At 46.1% G+C, this 18,253-nt stretch carries 19 protein-coding genes; 14 read left to right on the top strand and 5 right to left on the bottom strand.

Annotated features, from left to right (window positions below; genetic code table 11):
* Positions 1-2 precede the first annotated feature (2 nt).
* Positions 3-899 carry a LysR family transcriptional regulator gene (locus MHB64_RS29300; protein WP_341135934.1) on the bottom strand — a complete coding sequence of 299 codons (897 nt, stop codon included), beginning with the start codon at positions 897-899 and terminating at the stop codon, positions 3-5.
* 96 nt (positions 900-995) lie between these two features.
* Between MHB64_RS29300 and MHB64_RS29295 the strand changes: the two genes are divergently transcribed.
* Positions 996-1,883 carry a DMT family transporter gene (locus MHB64_RS29295; RefSeq protein ID WP_094868347.1) on the top strand — a complete coding sequence of 296 codons (888 nt, stop codon included), beginning with the start codon at positions 996-998 and terminating at the stop codon, positions 1,881-1,883.
* Positions 1,884-1,969: 86 nt separating this feature from the next.
* Here the strand turns inward: MHB64_RS29295 and MHB64_RS29290 are convergent, their stop codons facing one another.
* The gene (locus MHB64_RS29290; RefSeq protein ID WP_280787334.1) at positions 1,970-3,067 is read right to left on the bottom strand and encodes an FUSC family protein; all 1,098 of its coding nucleotides are present in this window, start codon (positions 3,065-3,067) and stop codon (positions 1,970-1,972) included.
* A 306-nt stretch (positions 3,068-3,373) separates the two neighbouring features.
* Between MHB64_RS29290 and MHB64_RS29285 the strand changes: the two genes are divergently transcribed.
* From MHB64_RS29285 to MHB64_RS29255, 7 genes are all read left to right on the top strand, one after another.
* A complete protein-coding gene (locus MHB64_RS29285) occupies positions 3,374-4,483 on the top strand; it encodes an ABC transporter ATP-binding protein (RefSeq protein ID WP_094868490.1) in 1,110 nt (369 codons plus the stop codon).
* On the top strand, positions 4,473-5,285 hold the full coding sequence (locus MHB64_RS29280; protein ID WP_042192705.1) for an ABC transporter permease: 813 nt from the start codon (positions 4,473-4,475) through the stop codon (positions 5,283-5,285). Before MHB64_RS29285 ends, MHB64_RS29280 begins: the two co-directional genes overlap by 11 nt.
* Complete coding sequence (locus MHB64_RS29275) at positions 5,275-6,108, top strand: ABC transporter permease (protein WP_094868345.1); 834 nt, start codon at positions 5,275-5,277, stop codon at positions 6,106-6,108. Before MHB64_RS29280 ends, MHB64_RS29275 begins: the two co-directional genes overlap by 11 nt.
* The gene (locus MHB64_RS29270) at positions 6,105-7,178 is read left to right on the top strand and encodes an ABC transporter substrate-binding protein (protein WP_094868344.1); all 1,074 of its coding nucleotides are present in this window, start codon (positions 6,105-6,107) and stop codon (positions 7,176-7,178) included. The genes MHB64_RS29275 and MHB64_RS29270 overlap by 4 nt, the downstream gene beginning before the upstream one ends.
* Positions 7,179-7,475: 297 nt before the next feature.
* Entirely contained in the window at positions 7,476-8,150 is a 675-nt protein-coding gene (locus MHB64_RS29265) for a response regulator transcription factor (protein ID WP_094868343.1), read from the top strand.
* Positions 8,147-9,514, top strand: coding sequence for a sensor histidine kinase (locus tag MHB64_RS29260; protein ID WP_094868342.1), 1,368 nt, complete (start codon positions 8,147-8,149; stop codon positions 9,512-9,514). Before MHB64_RS29265 ends, MHB64_RS29260 begins: the two co-directional genes overlap by 4 nt.
* Before the next feature lie 221 nt (positions 9,515-9,735).
* Complete coding sequence (locus MHB64_RS29255) at positions 9,736-10,716, top strand: alpha/beta hydrolase (protein ID WP_042192697.1); 981 nt, start codon at positions 9,736-9,738, stop codon at positions 10,714-10,716.
* A gap of 68 nt (positions 10,717-10,784) precedes the next feature.
* Here the strand turns inward: MHB64_RS29255 and MHB64_RS29250 are convergent, their stop codons facing one another.
* The 3 genes from MHB64_RS29250 to MHB64_RS29240 form a co-directional block, all read right to left on the bottom strand.
* On the bottom strand, positions 10,785-11,606 hold the full coding sequence (locus MHB64_RS29250; protein WP_094868341.1) for a class I SAM-dependent methyltransferase: 822 nt from the start codon (positions 11,604-11,606) through the stop codon (positions 10,785-10,787).
* A 195-nt stretch (positions 11,607-11,801) separates the two neighbouring features.
* Positions 11,802-12,653, bottom strand: coding sequence for a 1,4-dihydroxy-6-naphthoate synthase (locus tag MHB64_RS29245; protein ID WP_094868340.1), 852 nt, complete (start codon positions 12,651-12,653; stop codon positions 11,802-11,804).
* Positions 12,653-13,315 carry a futalosine hydrolase gene (locus MHB64_RS29240; RefSeq protein WP_341135933.1) on the bottom strand — a complete coding sequence of 221 codons (663 nt, stop codon included), beginning with the start codon at positions 13,313-13,315 and terminating at the stop codon, positions 12,653-12,655. The genes MHB64_RS29245 and MHB64_RS29240 overlap by 1 nt, the downstream gene beginning before the upstream one ends.
* A gap of 290 nt (positions 13,316-13,605) precedes the next feature.
* Here MHB64_RS29240 and MHB64_RS29235 point away from each other — a divergent pair, with 290 nt between their 5' ends.
* The 6 genes from MHB64_RS29235 (at position 13,606) to MHB64_RS29210 (ending at position 18,051) form a co-directional block, all read left to right on the top strand.
* On the top strand, positions 13,606-14,076 hold the full coding sequence (locus tag MHB64_RS29235; RefSeq protein ID WP_280787328.1) for a MarR family winged helix-turn-helix transcriptional regulator: 471 nt from the start codon (positions 13,606-13,608) through the stop codon (positions 14,074-14,076).
* Between the two features lie 140 nt (positions 14,077-14,216).
* Positions 14,217-14,618, top strand: coding sequence for a DoxX family protein (locus tag MHB64_RS29230; RefSeq protein WP_094868338.1), 402 nt, complete (start codon positions 14,217-14,219; stop codon positions 14,616-14,618).
* A gap of 17 nt (positions 14,619-14,635) precedes the next feature.
* Entirely contained in the window at positions 14,636-15,586 is a 951-nt protein-coding gene (locus MHB64_RS29225; RefSeq protein WP_094868337.1) for a ring-cleaving dioxygenase, read from the top strand.
* Entirely contained in the window at positions 15,583-16,203 is a 621-nt protein-coding gene (locus MHB64_RS29220; RefSeq protein ID WP_341135932.1) for an alpha/beta hydrolase, read from the top strand. The genes MHB64_RS29225 and MHB64_RS29220 overlap by 4 nt, the downstream gene beginning before the upstream one ends.
* Positions 16,204-16,366: 163 nt before the next feature.
* A complete protein-coding gene (locus MHB64_RS29215; RefSeq protein ID WP_094868488.1) occupies positions 16,367-17,590 on the top strand; it encodes a multidrug effflux MFS transporter in 1,224 nt (407 codons plus the stop codon).
* A 110-nt stretch (positions 17,591-17,700) separates the two neighbouring features.
* Entirely contained in the window at positions 17,701-18,051 is a 351-nt protein-coding gene (locus MHB64_RS29210; protein ID WP_094868335.1) for a FlxA-like family protein, read from the top strand.
* Positions 18,052-18,253 lie beyond the last annotated feature (202 nt).

Below are 18,253 nucleotides of genomic sequence, written 5' to 3'. Positions count from 1 at the left end.
TCTCAGCACTCCTCATCATCTATTTTTTTAGGCTTAGTAAAAAGATCCAGAGCTGTCTCCACGAACATCTTCACAGCAATGGAAGTATCGGCAAGCGAACTAACTGCGATATGTATATCTCTGTAGGCGTCAGGCTGCAGTTCGCGGGTTACTACATTTGGAGGTAAAGATAACAATGATAACTCAGACATCACACCCACAGCCAGCCCCTCTTGAACCATATTAAGAGCTGTTGCATAGTTATTAACCACATATTTTACATTCAGATAGCTGCTGCTTCTGCGGAATAAATCTACTACCGGTGGTTCATAGCCTGCTTTACAGATCAGCATAGGCTCACCCGCTAATTCACTCACACCTATAACCGAACGCTCGTGCAAAGGATGATCATCTCTGATAACAGCGTACAGCTTTTCTCTATATAGTGGGATGGTTTCAAAGGCCTCGCTGGGAGCGAGCAATAAGCCAACATCAATTTCTTTGGATTCCAGCCATTCTCTAACTTCGGCGATAGAGCCTTCCTGCAGGCTGATCGTGATATTCGGATATCGTGCAGTGATAGAGCTAATAATCTTCGGCAAAAAATAGGCAGATGCTACAGGAAAAGCCCCAATCCGAATGCTTCCTTTCTCAAGTCCCCTCTCTGCGTAAATCTCCTGATTGACCTTATCGAAGCCCATTAGAATTTCACGAAAGATAACAAGGATGCGCTTGCCAATGTCAGTAAGCATTAGGCCGCTCCGCCGATCCCGAAGTAATAGCTTTACATCCAGTTCAGCTTCTAAAGAGGAAATTGCTCGACTGACAGCAGGCTGAGTCATATTCAGTTCTACACCAGCTTTGGTAAAACTACCGCTTTCCGCGATTTTGACGAACAAACGAATTTGAGTATTGTTCATAACAAATATGATATGCCCCTTATGAGTATTATTCATTTCATTTATATTCTTAATTATTGTATCATTTGTGATGAATCTACACCAAGGAGTGAATACATGAATCAGCAGAAGAAAAGCATCATCCTTCTTATATTTTTGGTGATGGTATGGGGCATAAATTGGCCTATATCGAAAATCGCCTTAGACTACGCTCCGCCCTTATTATTTGCAGGTATCCGAACCGTCATCGGCGGATTCATTCTTATTCTAATTGCACTTCCTAAGATGAAGGAGCTCCGCTTCAAGCAGCTATGGCCGATCTATCTGACCTCGGCTATATTAAGTATCGTGTTTTACTATGGATTTCAGACGATTGGCTTGCAGTATGTACCCGCAGGATTATTCTCGTCCATTGTATTTCTGCAGCCGGTCTTGCTGGGCATTTTTTCATGGCTGTGGTTAGGAGAGAGCATGTACGGGCTCAAAATGGCCGGTCTGTTGCTAGGGTTTATCGGAGTAGGCTCCCTCAGTATTGGAGGACTTAACGGAAGCATCTCTATAGGGGGAATTGTGCTTGCTTTAGCCAGTGCTTTGAGCTGGGCATTAGGAACGGTGTATATGAAACGAAATGCTGTGCGCGTGGATATGCTATGGATGACCGCTATGCAAATAACGATCGGTGGTATCATTTTGCTACTCTCGGGATCTGCTACGGAGAAGTGGTCGGATATCACCTGGAGTGGAACGTTTATCGTGGATACCTTATTTATCGCTATTTTTGTGATTGCGCTAGGCTGGCTGATTTATTTCAAGCTGATTAACGAGGGAGAGGCAGGGAAGGTCGGATCATTTACTTTTTTAATCCCACTGATCTCGATAGGTACTAGCGTAGTCTTTTTAAATGAGCAGATTACTTTAAATCTTGTGATTGGTCTACTCCTTATTGTTAGCAGCATTGTTCTGGTGAATGTGAGGATAGGGCGTGCCGCGAAGCAGTCGGTTTAGTTAACTTGTGCAATGGTTGTAGTAATCAGGAACGTAAGAGGGCATTATGTCTAATAGAGCAATAACAAAAGGGACACTCCTGGAGCTTATAGCTTCTGGGAGAGTCCCTTTTTAATAAAACGTAAAGCGCGTGCGGCTTCAGCTGTTGAGGGCCGAGTGGCTACAGCATAAGTAGCAGATTTAGCACGCTCTACTTCCTCCAACACCCGGTTTAAGTGACTGAAGACCGCACCAAGATCACGAATGCTTGATAGCGAACAATTCCCTTGTAGTTCAGAGAAACTGGCCAATTGCAGGTCACGGGCACGCTCTATACAATCGGCAAGAGAACGTTGGCATTCGGCCTCTGATAAGGTTCTGGTTCCATAAAGAGCAATACAATCTGCGGTTGACTCCAGCACATCCTTCATCCAGTCCGAAGAGGCATGATGCGCTGGCAGAAGACGAATATCGTCGGCAATGTCTTTGACGTAGGAATGAATGCTTTTTAGGTGTGAGGTAGCCTGTATGAGCCCCTTCAGTTCACCCCGGCACTGATAATGTGTGAGGGTATAGAACATTTCCTTCTGTTCCCGGCTGCTATTCGACAGGAGTTTACCTGCTTCCTCCAGCAAATTGTCTTTCGGAGAATCGCGTCTTACGCCTACGAGATCTTTTAATGCATCCGCAAGTAGAAGACTTCCTTCGAATGCCAATGCTTTTACCTTGACGAACCTGTTCGGCGGCACGATAATCATATTGATGGCCAGGGCGATTAACACGCCGATAAATGTTTCCCCTATTCTCCAAAGCACGTAGTCATTCTGATAAAAAGTAAGTGCTAGAACGGAAGTAACACCCACCTGTGAAACAGCTTGAATGTTCATCTTACAGGCCGTAGCGATGCCAATCCCGATGAGTAGAATGAGCAGGATAGAAAGCCCGCCTACATCAAAAAACTGGCCAACAATTAGGCTAACGATCCCGCCAAGAATAATGCCGATCAGGCGGTAGATTCCTTTTTCTAGCGATGCTTTAACACTGGCTTGGGTGATGAGGATAGCCGCAAGGGGTGCGAAGTATAAATATTGGCTACCATATATGCTGTGTACGGCCACCCATGAGAGTGAAGCAGCCAGCGTAATTCGTATCATGTAAAGTGAGAAACCATATTTTTCAAGGCGGTCTTGTAACCCCTCGTTCATTATCATTCATCTTCTTTCGGAAAAAATGAAAAAACTGTCTGGTCTTTCAGTTCGTTTTCATTATAACACCTTGAAAAAGGCTTGGAGGACTGGATATTTTACAAAGTTGTTAAGTTTACGCATTCCTTATCCATGTAAGCTATCGCATATAATGGTACAATCTAATATGCTATATCTATTGGAGTGTCGAATGAGAGGAGGAATTGTCGCTTATTAGCGCTGAGCATGCCCATTCGATTGTTCTCCGCGAGATGCGGGTAAAATAGTATTGTGATACTTTAGGCAGGGAGGTTGTTAGCTATAGCTATTCAGGAAGGCACCATTATTTCATTTGAAGAGGTTACCAAGCAATATGACGACGAAGATCCGGTGTTAAAAGGAGTCAGCTTTGAGATAGAGCGCGGCAAATTCTATACACTACTTGGTCCATCAGGCTGTGGTAAAACGACTATTCTACGATTGATCGCTGGGTTCGCAGAGCCAACAAGCGGGTCTATCTATTTAAACGGTAAAGTGATCAACCACATTCCAGCCAATGAGCGGCAGGTCAATACGGTCTTTCAGGATTACGCACTGTTTCCACACCTGAACGTATTCGAGAATGTGGCTTTCGGACTGCGCATTAAGAAGCTTAAGAAAGACGTCATCACGAAGAAGGTGCAGGAAGCGCTAAGTTTCGTTAACCTTGTGGGCTACGAGCAGCGTGCTATTAACGAAATGTCCGGTGGTCAACGGCAGCGCGTGGCCATTGCTCGTGCGATTGTGAACGAGCCGCAGGTTCTTTTGCTGGACGAGCCGCTATCTGCGCTCGATCTGAAGCTGCGAACAGAGATGCAGTACATACTGCGAGAAATGCAGCAACGGCTTGGCATTACCTTTATTTTTGTTACACATGACCAGGAAGAGGCACTCGCGATGTCCGACTGGATTTTTGTCATGAACAAAGGAAAAATCGAACAAAGCGGCACGCCTAACGATATCTATGATGAGCCAATTAACCGTTTCGTGGCTGATTTTATTGGCGAGTCCAACATTGTTCCGGGTGTAATGATTGAAGACTATCTGGTGGAGTTTAACGGGCGCCGCTTTGAATGTTTTGATGCCGGTCTTAAACCAAACGAATCTGTGGAGATTGTTATACGCCCCGAGGATTTGGAAATTTCAACATTGGAACAGGGTAAGCTACGTGTGCGAGTGGATTCCCAGTTGTTCCGGGGTGTCCATTATGAAATCAGTTGTTATGATGAATCCGGACATGAATGGCTTGTGCATTCTACACGTAAAGCGACTGTAGGCAGTGAAATTGGCCTTTATTTTGATCCGGAAGCGATTCATGTTATGCGTTTTGGTGAAACGGAGGAAGAGTTCGACAAACGTCTGGAAGCTTACGCCGAGGTGGAGAGTCATGAAGAATAAGGGCAGATCGTATTATCTCATCCCTTATTACCTCTGGATCGCCTTGTTTGTAATCGCACCAGTGCTGCTTGTCATCTATTATTCTCTATTTGATCTGGATGGGCATCTTACGCTAGATAACTACGTGAACTTCTTTACACCTGTGTACTTAAAAATGACGCTGACCTCATTCTGGTATGCGTTTTTGATTACAGCATTCTCTTTGCTGGTCGCCTACCCGGCAGCATATCTGTTGACGAGAACGAAGCATAAGCAGTTATGGTTATTGCTGATTATTTTACCAACATGGATTAATTTGCTGCTAAAAACTTACGCTTTTATCGGCATATTTGGTACGTTCGGACCAATCAACAATTTCTTTGATCTGCTTGGAATCGGAGAACAACAAATTTTGTTTACGGGCTTCAGCTTTGTATTTGTATCTGTGTATATCTTTATCCCATTCATGATCTTGCCGATTTACAGCGCTTTGGAGGATCTTAATTTATCCTTGCTGGATGCGGCACGTGATCTGGGTGCTTCAGGCTGGACGACGTTCCGGCGCGTTATTTTTCCATTGACCATTTCGGGTGTACGTTCCGGATGTATGGCGGTATTCATACCAGCGCTGTCCCTGTTTATGATTACTCGTCTGATTGCAGGCAACAGGGTCATTACACTCGGTACTGCGATTGAGCAGCATTTTCTGGTCACACAGGACTGGGGCATGGGCTCCACGGTTGCAGTGTTTCTGATTGCTATTATGGCGCTGTTCATGATTATTACCGGCGGATCGCGGAAAGGGGTGCGGAATGAGAAATAAAAACGGGTTCTCCAATCTGTACCTAGTGCTAGTGTTCGCTGTTCTGTATGCGCCAATCTTCTATTTGATGTACTATTCGTTCAACAGCGGGGGGACGATGCACAAGTTCGAGGGCTTTACGCTGGATTACTACCGTGAGGTCCTTCAGGATACACGTCTGATTATCATCATGATCAACACGCTTGTCATCGCGCTTCTGTCCTCGGCTATCGCCACGCTTATCGCTATTATTGGTGCACTGGCCATTAAGAGTGTACAAAACCGCCGTGCTAAAAATACCTTGTTATCTTTGAACAACGTATTGATCGTTAGTCCGGATGTCATTATCGGTGCATCGTTCCTGATCCTGTTCACCATTGCAGGCATCAAGCTTGGTTTCGTGTCCGTCCTGCTCTCGCATGTCGCGTTCAGTGTACCAATTGCCGTGTTGATGATTCTGCCGCATTTACAGGATATGAGTCCTTCACTAACGGATGCCGCACGTGACCTCGGCGCAAGCCGCAAGGATGTTCTGACTAAGGTTATTCTGCCGATTATCAAACCGGGGATCTTTAGTGGATTCTTCATGGCACTTACGTATTCACTGGATGACTTTGCAGTTACGTTCTTCGTAACGGGTAATGGTTATTCGACGCTATCAGTTGAGATTTATTCCAGAGCCCGGCAAGGGGTGTCACTATCCATTAATGCGTTGTCGACACTGATCTTCCTGTTCACGATATTGCTCGTTGTCGGTTATTACTTCCTGACTCTTAAGAAGAACCGATCCAATACCTCGGAGGCCGTGGCGGAGCCTGTAGCGGAAGCGGGGGTGCCTAGATGAAACAGTTGATTAATGCTTTTTTGGCGATTGTAATCACGGCATTTGCGCTAATGTACTTAGGCTCCTGGATGAACTCAAGAGAGGGCTATTCCGGAGGGAATACACTGACTATCTATAACTGGGGTGACTATGTCGATCCTGATCTGCTCAAGGAATTTGAAAAGGAAACCGGATTAACGGTCATTTATCAAACCTTTGACTCTAATGAAGCTATGCTAACAAAAGTGGAGCAGGGTGGAACTACTTTTGATGTAGTCATTCCTTCGGATTACGCCATCGCCAAGATGAAAGAAGAAAATTTGCTAATACCGCTGGATCATAGCAAGGTTCCGAATCTAAAGAATATTGATCCGCGGTTTATGGATCTTTCCTTCGATCCTGGTAACAAGTATTCCGTGCCTTACTTCTGGGGAACTGTCGGGATTATCTTCAACCCTGAAATGACCAAGGGGATGGACTTCACCAGCTGGGATTCCCTCTGGGACAGCAGGCTGAAGAACAACATTTTCTTGGTGGATGGAGCACGCGAAGTAATGGGTATGGCTTTGAACAGCCTACACTATTCCGTTAATGACCGGGATGAAGCTCACCTGCAAGAAGCGCTGACCAAGCTGAATAAGCTATCTCCTAACGTTAAGGCGATTGTCGGAGATGAGATCAAGATGCTGCTTGCCAATGAAGAGGCTGCTGTCGGAATTGTATGGTCCGGCGATGCTTCAGAGATCATGGACGAGAATGATAAGCTTGATTATGTAGTGCCTGAGGAAGGCTCGAACAAGTGGTTCGATAACATGGTCATTCCAAAAACGGCGGATAATGTGGATGGAGCACATAAGTTCATTAACTTCATGCTTCGCCCAGATGTAGCAGCTAAGAATGCAGAATACGTAGGTTATTCCACACCTAACATTCCTGCGCTGGAGCTGCTTCCGAAGGAAACCTCCGAGGATACCCGGTTCTACCCGCCTGCCGAGATTACGGATCGGCTTGAGGTGTATGATAACCTTGGGAAACGGATGCTTGCTCATTACAATGAGCTCTTCCTGAAGTTTAAGATGAATAAGAAGTAAGCTATCTAGACTGAACTAATGTTAAAAACTTAAAGCTGAGTAGTCTCTGCGGAGAATCATTGGACTTCCGGCAGCTGTTGTTTGCAGATTTCTTGATTGGTATCGCTCTTCGCGGTGGAAATCCGCAAACAAAGGCTGTCGCTAACGCTCCTACAGTTCCAATATTCCCCTCCATTCCTAATCGCTTTTTGTTATGTTCGTTGTTCAGCCTATATAGGGGAGGAAAGTAAGTAGAAGAGCGTCTACATACGGATTACCGTGTTAGACGCTCTTTTAATATCTGAAAAGAGGGACGCAATGCCTACTATACTAGTTGCTGACGACGACGCGAACATTCGCGAACTCGTCTGTTTATTTCTACGTAACGACGGATTTGATACAGCCGAAGCTGCAGACGGCAAAGAAGCGTTAGCCGTTTATGCCTCAAAGCAGGTTGATCTTGTTGTACTCGATATCATGATGCCGGTTATGGATGGGTGGACGTTATGCAAAGAGCTACGAAAAGCCAATCCAGATCTTCCCTTACTTATGCTAACTGCCAGAGGTGAAACCTGGGAGAAGGTGAAGGGCTTCGAACTGGGAACAGACGATTATTTGACGAAGCCATTCGATCCGCTGGAGTTGACGGTTCGTGTTAGATCCTTATTGAAGCGATACAAGATTGGTTCCACCCAGACGATCCAGTTCGGCAACGTCGTCCTTGATCGGCAAACCTATAAGGTGATGAGAGGAACAGAGTCATTCACGTTGCCGCTTAAGGAGTTCGAATTGCTGTATAAGCTAGCTGGAACACCCGGGCAAGTCTATACGCGCGAGCAGTTAATCGATCAGATTTGGGGAATTGATTATGCTGGAGATGATCGAACGATAGACGTACATATTAAGCGTCTACGTGAACGATTTGCGTCTGCAACTGATTTTCGAATCGAAACGGTACGGGGGCTTGGCTATCGGTTTGAGGTCTACGAATGATCAAATCCTTATATACACGTGTTGTTCTGACCTTTCTGGTCTCCGTGATTGGAGGGACATTGATTTCTCTATTTGTGACAACTTGGGTATTCCAAGATAAATTAAACGAAAACCTGCGAATTCCTTTACTTCGCTTTGGTCAGGACATCGCCCGGATATACGAAACCTTACCGTTACATGAAGCGGATGCTCTTGTTAGTGGAATGAAGCAGCTGGATTCCTATCATATTCGAATTTACGATAAGAACGGCCATTACCGGTCCTACGGAGAGCTTAATGGAGAGAGCCCTGCTACCGTGACTAGGGAGCAACTAAAGAAAGTATTGGCTGGTGAAGCTGTTCAAGTAAAACCGAGTATAGGTTCTTCCAACCTCTTAGGACTACCTTTGAAAACTGAAATGGGAACGAAGGCGATGTTTGTGGAGCCGCTTGTGCCTCCTACTTTGTCTTCTACGAGGAATCTGCTATTTAATTTTTTGGCGTATTCGTTAATAACGGGAAGTGTATTAATTTTGGTCGCTTCTATGTTCTTAGTGAGACCGATCAAAAGGCTTACAAAGGCAACTAGGCGTATAGCAACTGGGGATTTTAATGTCGAATTGAATATTAAGCAGATGGGTGAGCTAGGTACCTTGGCTAATAGCTTCGAGGAAATGATGCACGATCTTCAGCACCTTGAGCAAATGCGCAGGGAGTTCGTAACGAATGTGTCACATGAGGTTCAGTCTCCGCTCACCTCCATATCTGGTTATGCTATTGCGCTCAAGAAAGTTGCCCTCACAGAGGATGAACGGAATCGTTATCTCGATATTATTATTGCTGAAGCGGAGCGGATGTCCAAGATGAGCGATAGTCTGTTAAAGCTGAGTGTGCTTGAATCACAATCCCAACAACTGCGACTTATCACGTTCAGTCTTGACGAACAGATCAGACGAGTAATTGTGGCGATACAGCCCCAATGGTCGGCGCGCAACATCAGTTTTGAGCTTGATTTGAAACCAGTAGTCGTATGGGCTGACCATGATTTGTTAAGTCAGGTGTGGACGAATCTCCTTGGAAATAGTATCAAATTCTCCAAGGATGACAGTGTGATTAACGTCAGCATCAAACAAGATTTGAACAATGTATCCGTCCGAATATCCGACACTGGCATTGGTATTTCTCCCGAGGACCAAGAGCGTATATTTGAACGCTTCTTTAAGGCTGATCGTTCCCACAGTCGCAAGTATGGTGGTAGCGGGATGGGACTAGCCATTGTTAAACAGATCGTATCGCTTCATAAAGGGGATATCCGAGTGGAAAGCGAACCTGGCCAAGGAACGACCTTCATCGTCACCTTACCAATTATAGCGCCCACAGAATAATTAGCGTTCAAGGATATTTTGCGAGGGGGTGAACGCCCGCCTCATTGTTCATACTACGGTAGCACAGGTAAGATTTCTTGCTTGCGCTGCCGTAGTATTTTTTTGCCTATTCATATTTAGTTCATATTGTGGTCATGAGGAGTACATCATTGTTGGTTAAGATCTCATTAGCGAAACGTTAAGGCGACATAATAAATAGAATAGGACAGGAGAAGATGAGGGTGACACAAACAGAAGTAATAAAAACGGGGAATGAAAAGAAAAAGCATAAAGTACGTAACTTGTTGCTAAAAATATTAGGAGCAATCGTGATTTTGATCGTGCTTTTTCTAGCTGTTGTTTATACAGTTAATGTGATTAGCAACAAATCTGATCAGAAAAAAATACATCAATATGGTCAGTTAGTTCCTGTTGACGGAAAAAGTATGAATGTTTTGATCCAAGGACAAGGGAAGCAGACTATTGTACTTATCCCGGGCTTTGGAACTGGAGCGCCAGCACTTGATTTTAAGCCGTTGATTGATGAGTTATCACCATTTTACAAAGTGGTCGCGGTTGAGCCGTTTGGTTATGGATTAAGTGATGAGACCGATAAGGAACGAACTACAGCGAATATCATAAGTGAGGTTCATGAAGCCGTACAGAATCTAAACATTGACCAATATATTCTAATGGGTCACTCCATTGGAGGTATTTACGGATTGGAATATGCGAAGAAATATCCAAACGAAGTGAGTGCATTTGTAGGGGTTGATAGTAGTGTTCCTGAGCAAGGCGGTATGGATGTTAAATTCCCGATAAAAAAATTAAAGCTGCTCAAAGACTCAGGTATCATTAGATTGGGATTGCAATTAAGCGGTGACCCTTATGATGGACTGCCATTTGATGATGAGACCAAAAAACAAATGAAATTGATATCGCTCAAAAATATGAATAATTCCACTACCTTAAATGAAATGGAACATATATATCCTAACTTTGTCGCAGCCAGAGGGTTGAAATTCGACAAGAATCTTCCCATTATATTCTTTATACAAGCGAATAATACAACCGTGAAAGATTGGATTCCTCTGCATGAAGGGCAAGTTAAGGAATCTGTGCATGGAAAAGTGATGACATTTGAGGGCGGACATTATTTACACCATTCCAGATCTAAGGAAATCGTTGAGAACCTAAATTTGTTCATGGAAGAAGTCAAATAAATAAAAAAACGCTCCGACTTTCCTCCTATAAGGAAAATCGGGGCGTTCTTTGCGCTTAAGTGCTGAGATTATTTGATGCCGATTCTCATCCGATAGCTGACCAGAACCTCTAGGGTGCGTCCTTGAAAATGTTGTTCAACCGCAGCTGTGAAGTCTGCAATGTCCTGATCGAGCAAGGTAGCGTCCTGTTTCAACACGGTTCGTATTCCGCCTTGACTTAGAGCGAGTCCTACATAGCGCTGCGCATCGCAGGATTCAAGATTATGAAATACGATCTCTCTTGCAAAAGAGAAAGCTCCACTAGCCTGAATCCGTGACAAATGCCCTTCTTTGTCCCATTTATGTGCTCTCTCAGCATCAGGTAAGAGTGAGGCGAGCAGTTCCTCGGATTTGGAGATCAGTTGGTTGTAACGTTCTTCTACCTTCTGTTGAAGGGGGAGAGGCCAGTCGCAATCGTAGGCAGCGAAGACACCACCTGTTCTCAAGACCCGGGAGATTTCTCGAAGTGTGCTTTCAGGATCCATCCAGTGGAATGACTGTGAGCAGGTCACTATGTCTACGCTGTCCACTGCAAGTGGAAGCTGGTTAGAATAACCTTGTACAAAAGTGATGGATTGAGGATCTTCTATCCGGCTTAATTTATCGATTGCTTTTCCCAGCATATCTGGATTCGGTTCAATGCCTATTACGTGGTCCGCGACATCCTTCCACAGAAAAGTAGACAAGCCCGTGCCGCAGCCTATATCTGCGACGACTGAAGGTGTGCTGCCTAAGTAGTCGGTCAGCAGCTTGATGATCAGGGGAGGAGCTTCAGGACGGTAGCGGTCATAGTCCGCTTGAAAGCCGAGAAATCGATCGATGTTTTGCTTGCTATTGTTTTCAGGTATCATGTGATCCTCCTTCATAGAATCTATTTATAGGTCTATTGTATAGCCATCGCTCCGCTATGCCAAATAATGGATTGAAGGCAATCGCAACAACTGCTGCTTAGAATAAACAAAATCCCCGGAGGACACCTTATGTGTGTAACCGGGGATTTTAGGCTATGTCTAGTTTTAGAGTGTGTTAAGAATACCTAGTGCATGCTACCGAAGTAATTCTGGGTCGATGGCAGGTACAAGTCCTTCTGCTGCAGCACGATTTAGTAAGGCAGAGATTGCAGCGTAGCCGTCATCGCCTAAGTTCATCGAGAACTCATTCACATAGAGATCAATATGAGATTTTGCCACTTCTGGAGCTAACTCTTGTGCGTGGCTAAGCACATAGTCTCTAGAGTCAGTAGGATGATCCCATGCATATTGAAGAGAGCTGCGAATCGAGCCAGTGATTGCATCGGTATCCAGATCGCGGCGAGCAATGATCGCGCCGAGTGGAATCGGCAGGCCAGTATCGCTTTCCCACCAGCTGCCTAGGTCAGTCAGCATATTAAGACCATAAGATGCGTAAGTAAAGCGGGCTTCGTGAATTACAAGTCCGGCATCGATATGGCCATCACGTACAGCAGGCATGATCTCATCGAAAGGCATGACGACGATTTCACCGATGCCTCCCGTTATATGCTGTGCTGCCCATAATCTGAAAAGTAGATAAGCCGTAGAGCGTTCGCTAGGCACTGCAATCCGGCGTCCAGCTAGCTTTTCGGGACGTTTGATCGCTGTTGGGCCACTTGCGGTAAGGAGCAACGGCCCGCAGCCGCGACCCAGTGCGCCGCCGCATGGCAGCAGTTTGTAACGCTCAAGAACCCATGGTAAGGCGGCATAGGAGATTTTAAGGACTTCTGGGCCTTCTCCATTAGCAGCAAGTGTGTTGGTAATATCAATGTCGGCATAGGTTACATTCAGTTGTGGTGCATTCGGGACAAGCCCGTGTGCCCAGGCATGGAATACAAAGGTATCGTTAGGGCAAGGGGAAAAAGCGATATTAAGCTCAGTTGTCATTACAGCACCTCCAATAGTATAGCGGCTGCCGCCGTTAATGCTTCCATTGCATCGCCGATCTTCCAGGCGGACCGGTCGCGGGGACCAACCGGGTTCGAAATGGCGCGGAGCTCCAGTACCGGGAGCCCCAGCGCCTCAGCGGCCACGGCAACCCCGTGGCCTTCCATCGCCTCCGCGACGGCACCAGGATGCCGCGCGATGAGGGCGGCGCCCGTCTCCGCGGTGCCGGTCGCCGTCGAGACCGTAAGCACGGTCCCCGTGCTTACGGTCAGTCCGGCCGCTGCCAGCGCGGCCGAAACCGCCTGTACCGTGCCGCGGTCAGCCGGCACGGACACGCTGCCGAAGCCAAGCTCGGCAGCGCTGCGGAAGCCCTCCGGCGTCTCGGCCCCGAGGTCGGCGGCTATCATCTCGCTGGCAACGACCAGCGAGCCTAAAGGGGCCACCCCCGGGAACCCGCCGCCGATCCCGGCGCTGATTACGCAGCCGTAAGATCCGGCTGCGAGTGCTGCGGCGGTTCCCGCCGCCGCTGCTGCCGTACCTGCGCCGGCAGCAATCACATGGAACCTGTCGCTGCCTTGCAGGCCGCGCAGGACCGCGTCTCGCTCTGCGGCTACGGCTGTTACGATCAGCACGCGCCGCGCACCAGCATGTTCCTCCACCATCAGGTTGCCTCCTTTGAGAGAAGTGAAATCGCTTACTAAATAGTCATTCGTAAAGACAAGAATACGCCGTTTTAAGGGTCAGGTCAAACTTAGAGTGATTTTCATCACGCTCTTAAAAATTCGTAGAAAGAACATTAATAGCTCGTTAAGCACCTTATGTTATCTTTTTTAAGTGGCGAGGTTGACAAAGGTAGTGTGAGGAAGTATAGTTATCTTAACTTAAAGATATTTAACATAAAGACATTTACTTTAGATTGTACAACATCGCTGTCAAACTGGAGGTGGAATTGATGAGTAATACCGAAGAGAATGTTCGTAATACAGAGAATACTACGGAGATGGATCAGGCGTCTTCTTTAAAGTTATTTGTTGTATTATCTAAGGCTTACAGAAGCTTGATGGATCAAGCTGTGAAGGATATGAAGAGTTACGGGCTGGCGTCTGCCGAATTCATGGTGCTTGAGGTGCTGTATCACCGGACCCGTATTCCACTGCAACAGATCGGGGAGAAGATTCTCGTTACGAGTGGAAGCATCACCTATAATATCGACAAGCTGGAGAAGAAAGGTCTGCTGAAACGTGTTCCGTGTAGCGAGGACAGACGCGTGACCTATGCGGAAATTACGGATGCAGGGCGTGAGCTGTTCGATAAGATTTTCCCGCGTCATGTGGCTTCGATTCATGATCTAATGCATGGACTGGATAAGGAAGAGAAGGGCCAGGCTATCGATTTACTGAAGAAGTTAGGTAAAGGTGTATAGAGCGCTGAAATATCATTAGGAAGAGCGCTTCTATAAGGTTAGAAGCAGTTCGCTGCTTCTTGCCGCTGGTAGACAAAAAAATTTACCATATATCTTAATATTAAGATAATTAAATCAAAGAAAATTGGAGTGGATTAACCATGATAAGTGTAGGAATATTATTGATGAGATTAGTGATCGGGATTGCGTTTATCGGACATGGCGCACAAAAGCTATTTGGATGGTTTGGCGGATATGGCCCGAAGGGTACAGGCGGCTGGATGGAGTCCATAGGCATTAAACCAGGCGTTACGATGGCGGTATTAGCAGGTATTCTAGAGCTGGCGGGTGGATTTATGTTCGCGGCAGGGCTACTAACTCCTGTTGCAGCAGTGTTAATCGCTGCTACGATGCTTGGAGCCATCATTAAGGTTCATGCGCCAAATGGCTTCTGGTCTACTGCAAACGGTATTGAGTTTCCACTCACAGTACTTGTGGTTGCGGTAGGTATAGCACTTACGGGGCCGGGTTCGATTTCTCTGGATGCCTTGATTTTTAACTAAGAAGGGGGTTTATAATAATGACACTTCAAACTGCAGGAATCCACCATATTACAGCTTTTGTTGGCGATGCTCAGCGTAATGTTGATTTTTACGCCGGTATTCTAGGACTACGGCTGGTGAAGAAAACGATTAATTTTGACGCTCCGGAAGTTTATCATTTATATTTTGGGAACGAACAGGGTGCACCGGGGACGATAATTACATTCTTTCCATCTTCCATGGGGCGTAAAGGTAGAATTGGCGCTGGACAGGTCGGTGTAACCACTTATGCAATACCTGTGGGCTCATTGGCATTCTGGAAACAACGTCTTGCTGCATATCAAATTTCGGTCACCCTCAGCAATAGAATCTCGGAAACCTATCTATCCTTCACTGATTATGACGGTTTACGTATTGACCTTGTGGAACGTGAGGAAGGAGCGCTTAGTAAGTGGTCTTTCGGAGGGGTTCCTACCGAGCATGCGATCAAAGGGTTCGGTGGCGCTGTGCTCTACAGCAACAATCCGCTGCAAACGGCAGAGACGCTTGTCCATACGATGGGAATGGAGCATATCGCGGATGGAGACGGATATAGTCGTTACAGAACCACTGGCGATTTGGGTAATATTATTGATCTGAAGACAACGCCAATCCCGCTAGGTGCAGGAGGTACAGGTACGGTTCACCATATTGCATGGCGTGCAAAAGATGATGCTGAGCAGCTGGAATGGGGGCAACATGTACAGAGCCATGGACATCATCCAACACCGGTTCAAGACCGCCAATACTTCAATGCGATCTATTTCCGTGAAAGAGGGGGGATCCTCTTCGAGATTGCTACAGACCCTCCAGGCTTTGCTCGAGATGAGGCACCGGATGCTCTGGGCGAGAAATTGATGCTGCCTTCTTGGTATGAACCGCATCGTACGGCTATCGAAGAAAATTTAAGTCCTATTCAAATAAGAGAAATTGAGGTGAAGCAGGGATGATTCATGTATTTCATAAAGGTAAGGATATAACGAAGCCCACGCTTGTATTATTCCACGGTACGGGGGGCAATGAGCAAGATTTACTACCGCTTGCAGGGTTATTATCTCCAGATTCATCAGTTCTGGGTATCAGAGGGAATGTTCTAGAGAATGGTATGCCGAGGTTCTTCCGGCGGCTGGCTGAAGGGGTGTTCGATGAAGCCGATCTAATCTTCCGTACTCACGAGATTAAGCAGTTTCTGGACGATGCCGCAGCGCAGTACGGATTTGATGCCAACAATCTGGTAGCCGTGGGTTACTCTAACGGTGCAAACATTGCCGGCAGCTTGCTGTTCCACTATAAGGAGGTTTTCCGCGCCGCAATTCTACTGCATCCGATGGTGCCGCTGCGGAATGTAGCGCTTCCTTCTCTTGAAGGGGTGTCTATCTTCATTGGAGCAGGTACAAATGATCCGCTTATCGCTTCTTCGGAGACTGAGGATTTGGAGATTATTTTACAGAAGGCAGGCGCAGAGGTGACAACACACTGGGGCAACCAAGGTCATCGCCTGAGTGTTGCTGAGGCTGAAGCCGCTAGAGATTGGTTGCAAATGCGCAGCACATCTACAAATGCATAAAACAATCAGAATAACCGCCGGAAGGCGGTTATTTTTGTTACACAGGCGCTAGCAGCCCTCCATAAAAGGATTGATCAATTCACTTCCTTTACGTTAGTATGAAGAATACAAAAAAAGGCCTATGGGTTGCTTTAGAAAGGTTGAAGTAAGGATTATGATTGGAATGCAAAATGGTAATAAGCTTGCCGCAGGTGGACCCTCACGGAAGCAGAGATTACAGCTGGCTGTGATTCTCGGTTCCATTACAACGATCGGCCCGTTGTCGATTGATATGTATTTGCCTGCACTGCCTACGCTTGTCGCGGATTTCGGTACGACTGCTGCTTTAGTACAGCTTAGTCTGACCTTCTTTTTGCTTGGACTAGCTTCAGGACAGTTGGTCGCTGGACCGCTGAGTGATGTGTATGGCCGTCGCCGTCCGCTGCTTATAGGAATGTTCATCTATGCCATATCATCAGTGCTGTGTGCTTTTAGTCCGTCGATTGGACTGCTGGTTGCTTTACGGTTTATTCAGGGGCTTGCTGGTTCAGTAGGCGTGGTTGTCTCTAGAGCGGCTGTTCGTGATTTATATAGTGGCTCTGAACTCACTAAGTTCTTCTCACTATTGATGATTGTGAATGGTCTCGGACCGATTTTGGCTCCGGTTATTGGGGGCCAACTGTTAAGAGTAACTACATGGCAGGGGATATTCTTAGTTTTATTTGCTGCCGGAATTATTTTTTGTCTAACCATTTTATTGCGCTTGCCAGAGACACTGCCGAAGGAGCGACGCTCTAAGAGTGGACTGAAGGGGACACTGCTTACCTTCCGGGTATTGCTTGGCAATCGTAAGTTTATGGGCTATGCCTTGTCGCAAGGTTTTGTTACGGCATCCATGTTTGCTTATATCTCAGGTTCTTCTTTTGTATTGCAAAATATTTTTGCGGTTACACCGCAGGTATACAGTCTGATCTTTGCTGTGAATGGGATTGGAATTATTATTACAGGCCAAATTGCCGGCAGACTTGCTGGCAAGGTAAGTGAGACTAAATTGCTATTTAGCGGACTATTGCTCTGTACGACGGGAGGCCTCTTACTACTGCTGACGATTCTGGTAGGAGGAGGGCTGATCCCTATTCTGATCTGTTTATTTGCAGTTGTCTCCAGTGTGGGGATTGTCGGAGCGACCAGCTTCTCATTGGCGATGCAAGATCAAGGAGAAGCGGCAGGCAGTGCCTCGGCGTTAATCGGATTAATTCCTCTGCTGCTAGGTAGCTGTGTGGCGCCACTTGTTGGTCTTGGGGGAGTTGAATCAGCACTTCCGATGGCGATTGTAATAGCAGGGACCGGACTTCTCTCGATTCTTTCTTATATGCTGCTTGTTAGACGAGGAAAAGCAAGCGCCTAGCAGCCCATCCTTACAACCAGCAAGTAGTATTTTCAGCAAACTTTCAGCGGGTCTTAACGTTCCTTACTTGCAAAAGGATTATATTGGAGGTAAGGAAGGGAGGGATAACCATGAGTATATCAGCAGTCTCAGGTTCCACATCGTATACTACCTCGACATCTAGCACTACAGATACCAGTACGCTTGAGAAACAAAAAGCGAAGCTAGAAGCTGAACTGGACAAGATTAATACCAGCGCAGACGATGACAAGACCAAGGAAACGAAAACGAAGCAAATTGAACAACAGATTAAGACCATCGAGGCACAAATCTCGCAGAAGTCTCAGAGCAGTGCTTCCTCCGCTAACAGTGTTGTAGAGGCACCTGCCAAACCTGCGAACAATAAGCCTGCTGCAGCAAGTCCGCAAGAGATAGCTACCGCAACAACGGATAGCAAAGGCAGATTTGATATCCGTGTATAACCTATTGTAAACCGCATTACATAATAAAAAGGGCATCCTTTGCCGTGAGGGATGTCCTTTTTGTTATGTATTTTTAGGTTTAAACTTTAATTTACATGTTCTTTTAACGCATTGTTTGCCAATACTGACAAAGCACCCTTAAGTAAAGTTCCGTCATAATAACCTGTCCATCTTCGTAATATATTTATTATGATTACTCCAC

Origin of the sequence: Paenibacillus sp. FSL K6-2859, assembly GCF_038008265.1 — a bacterium.
Classification (GTDB): Bacteria; Bacillota; Bacilli; order Paenibacillales; family Paenibacillaceae; genus Paenibacillus_AQ; species Paenibacillus_AQ nitricinens.
This window is presented reverse-complemented; position numbering and strand designations above follow the sequence as displayed.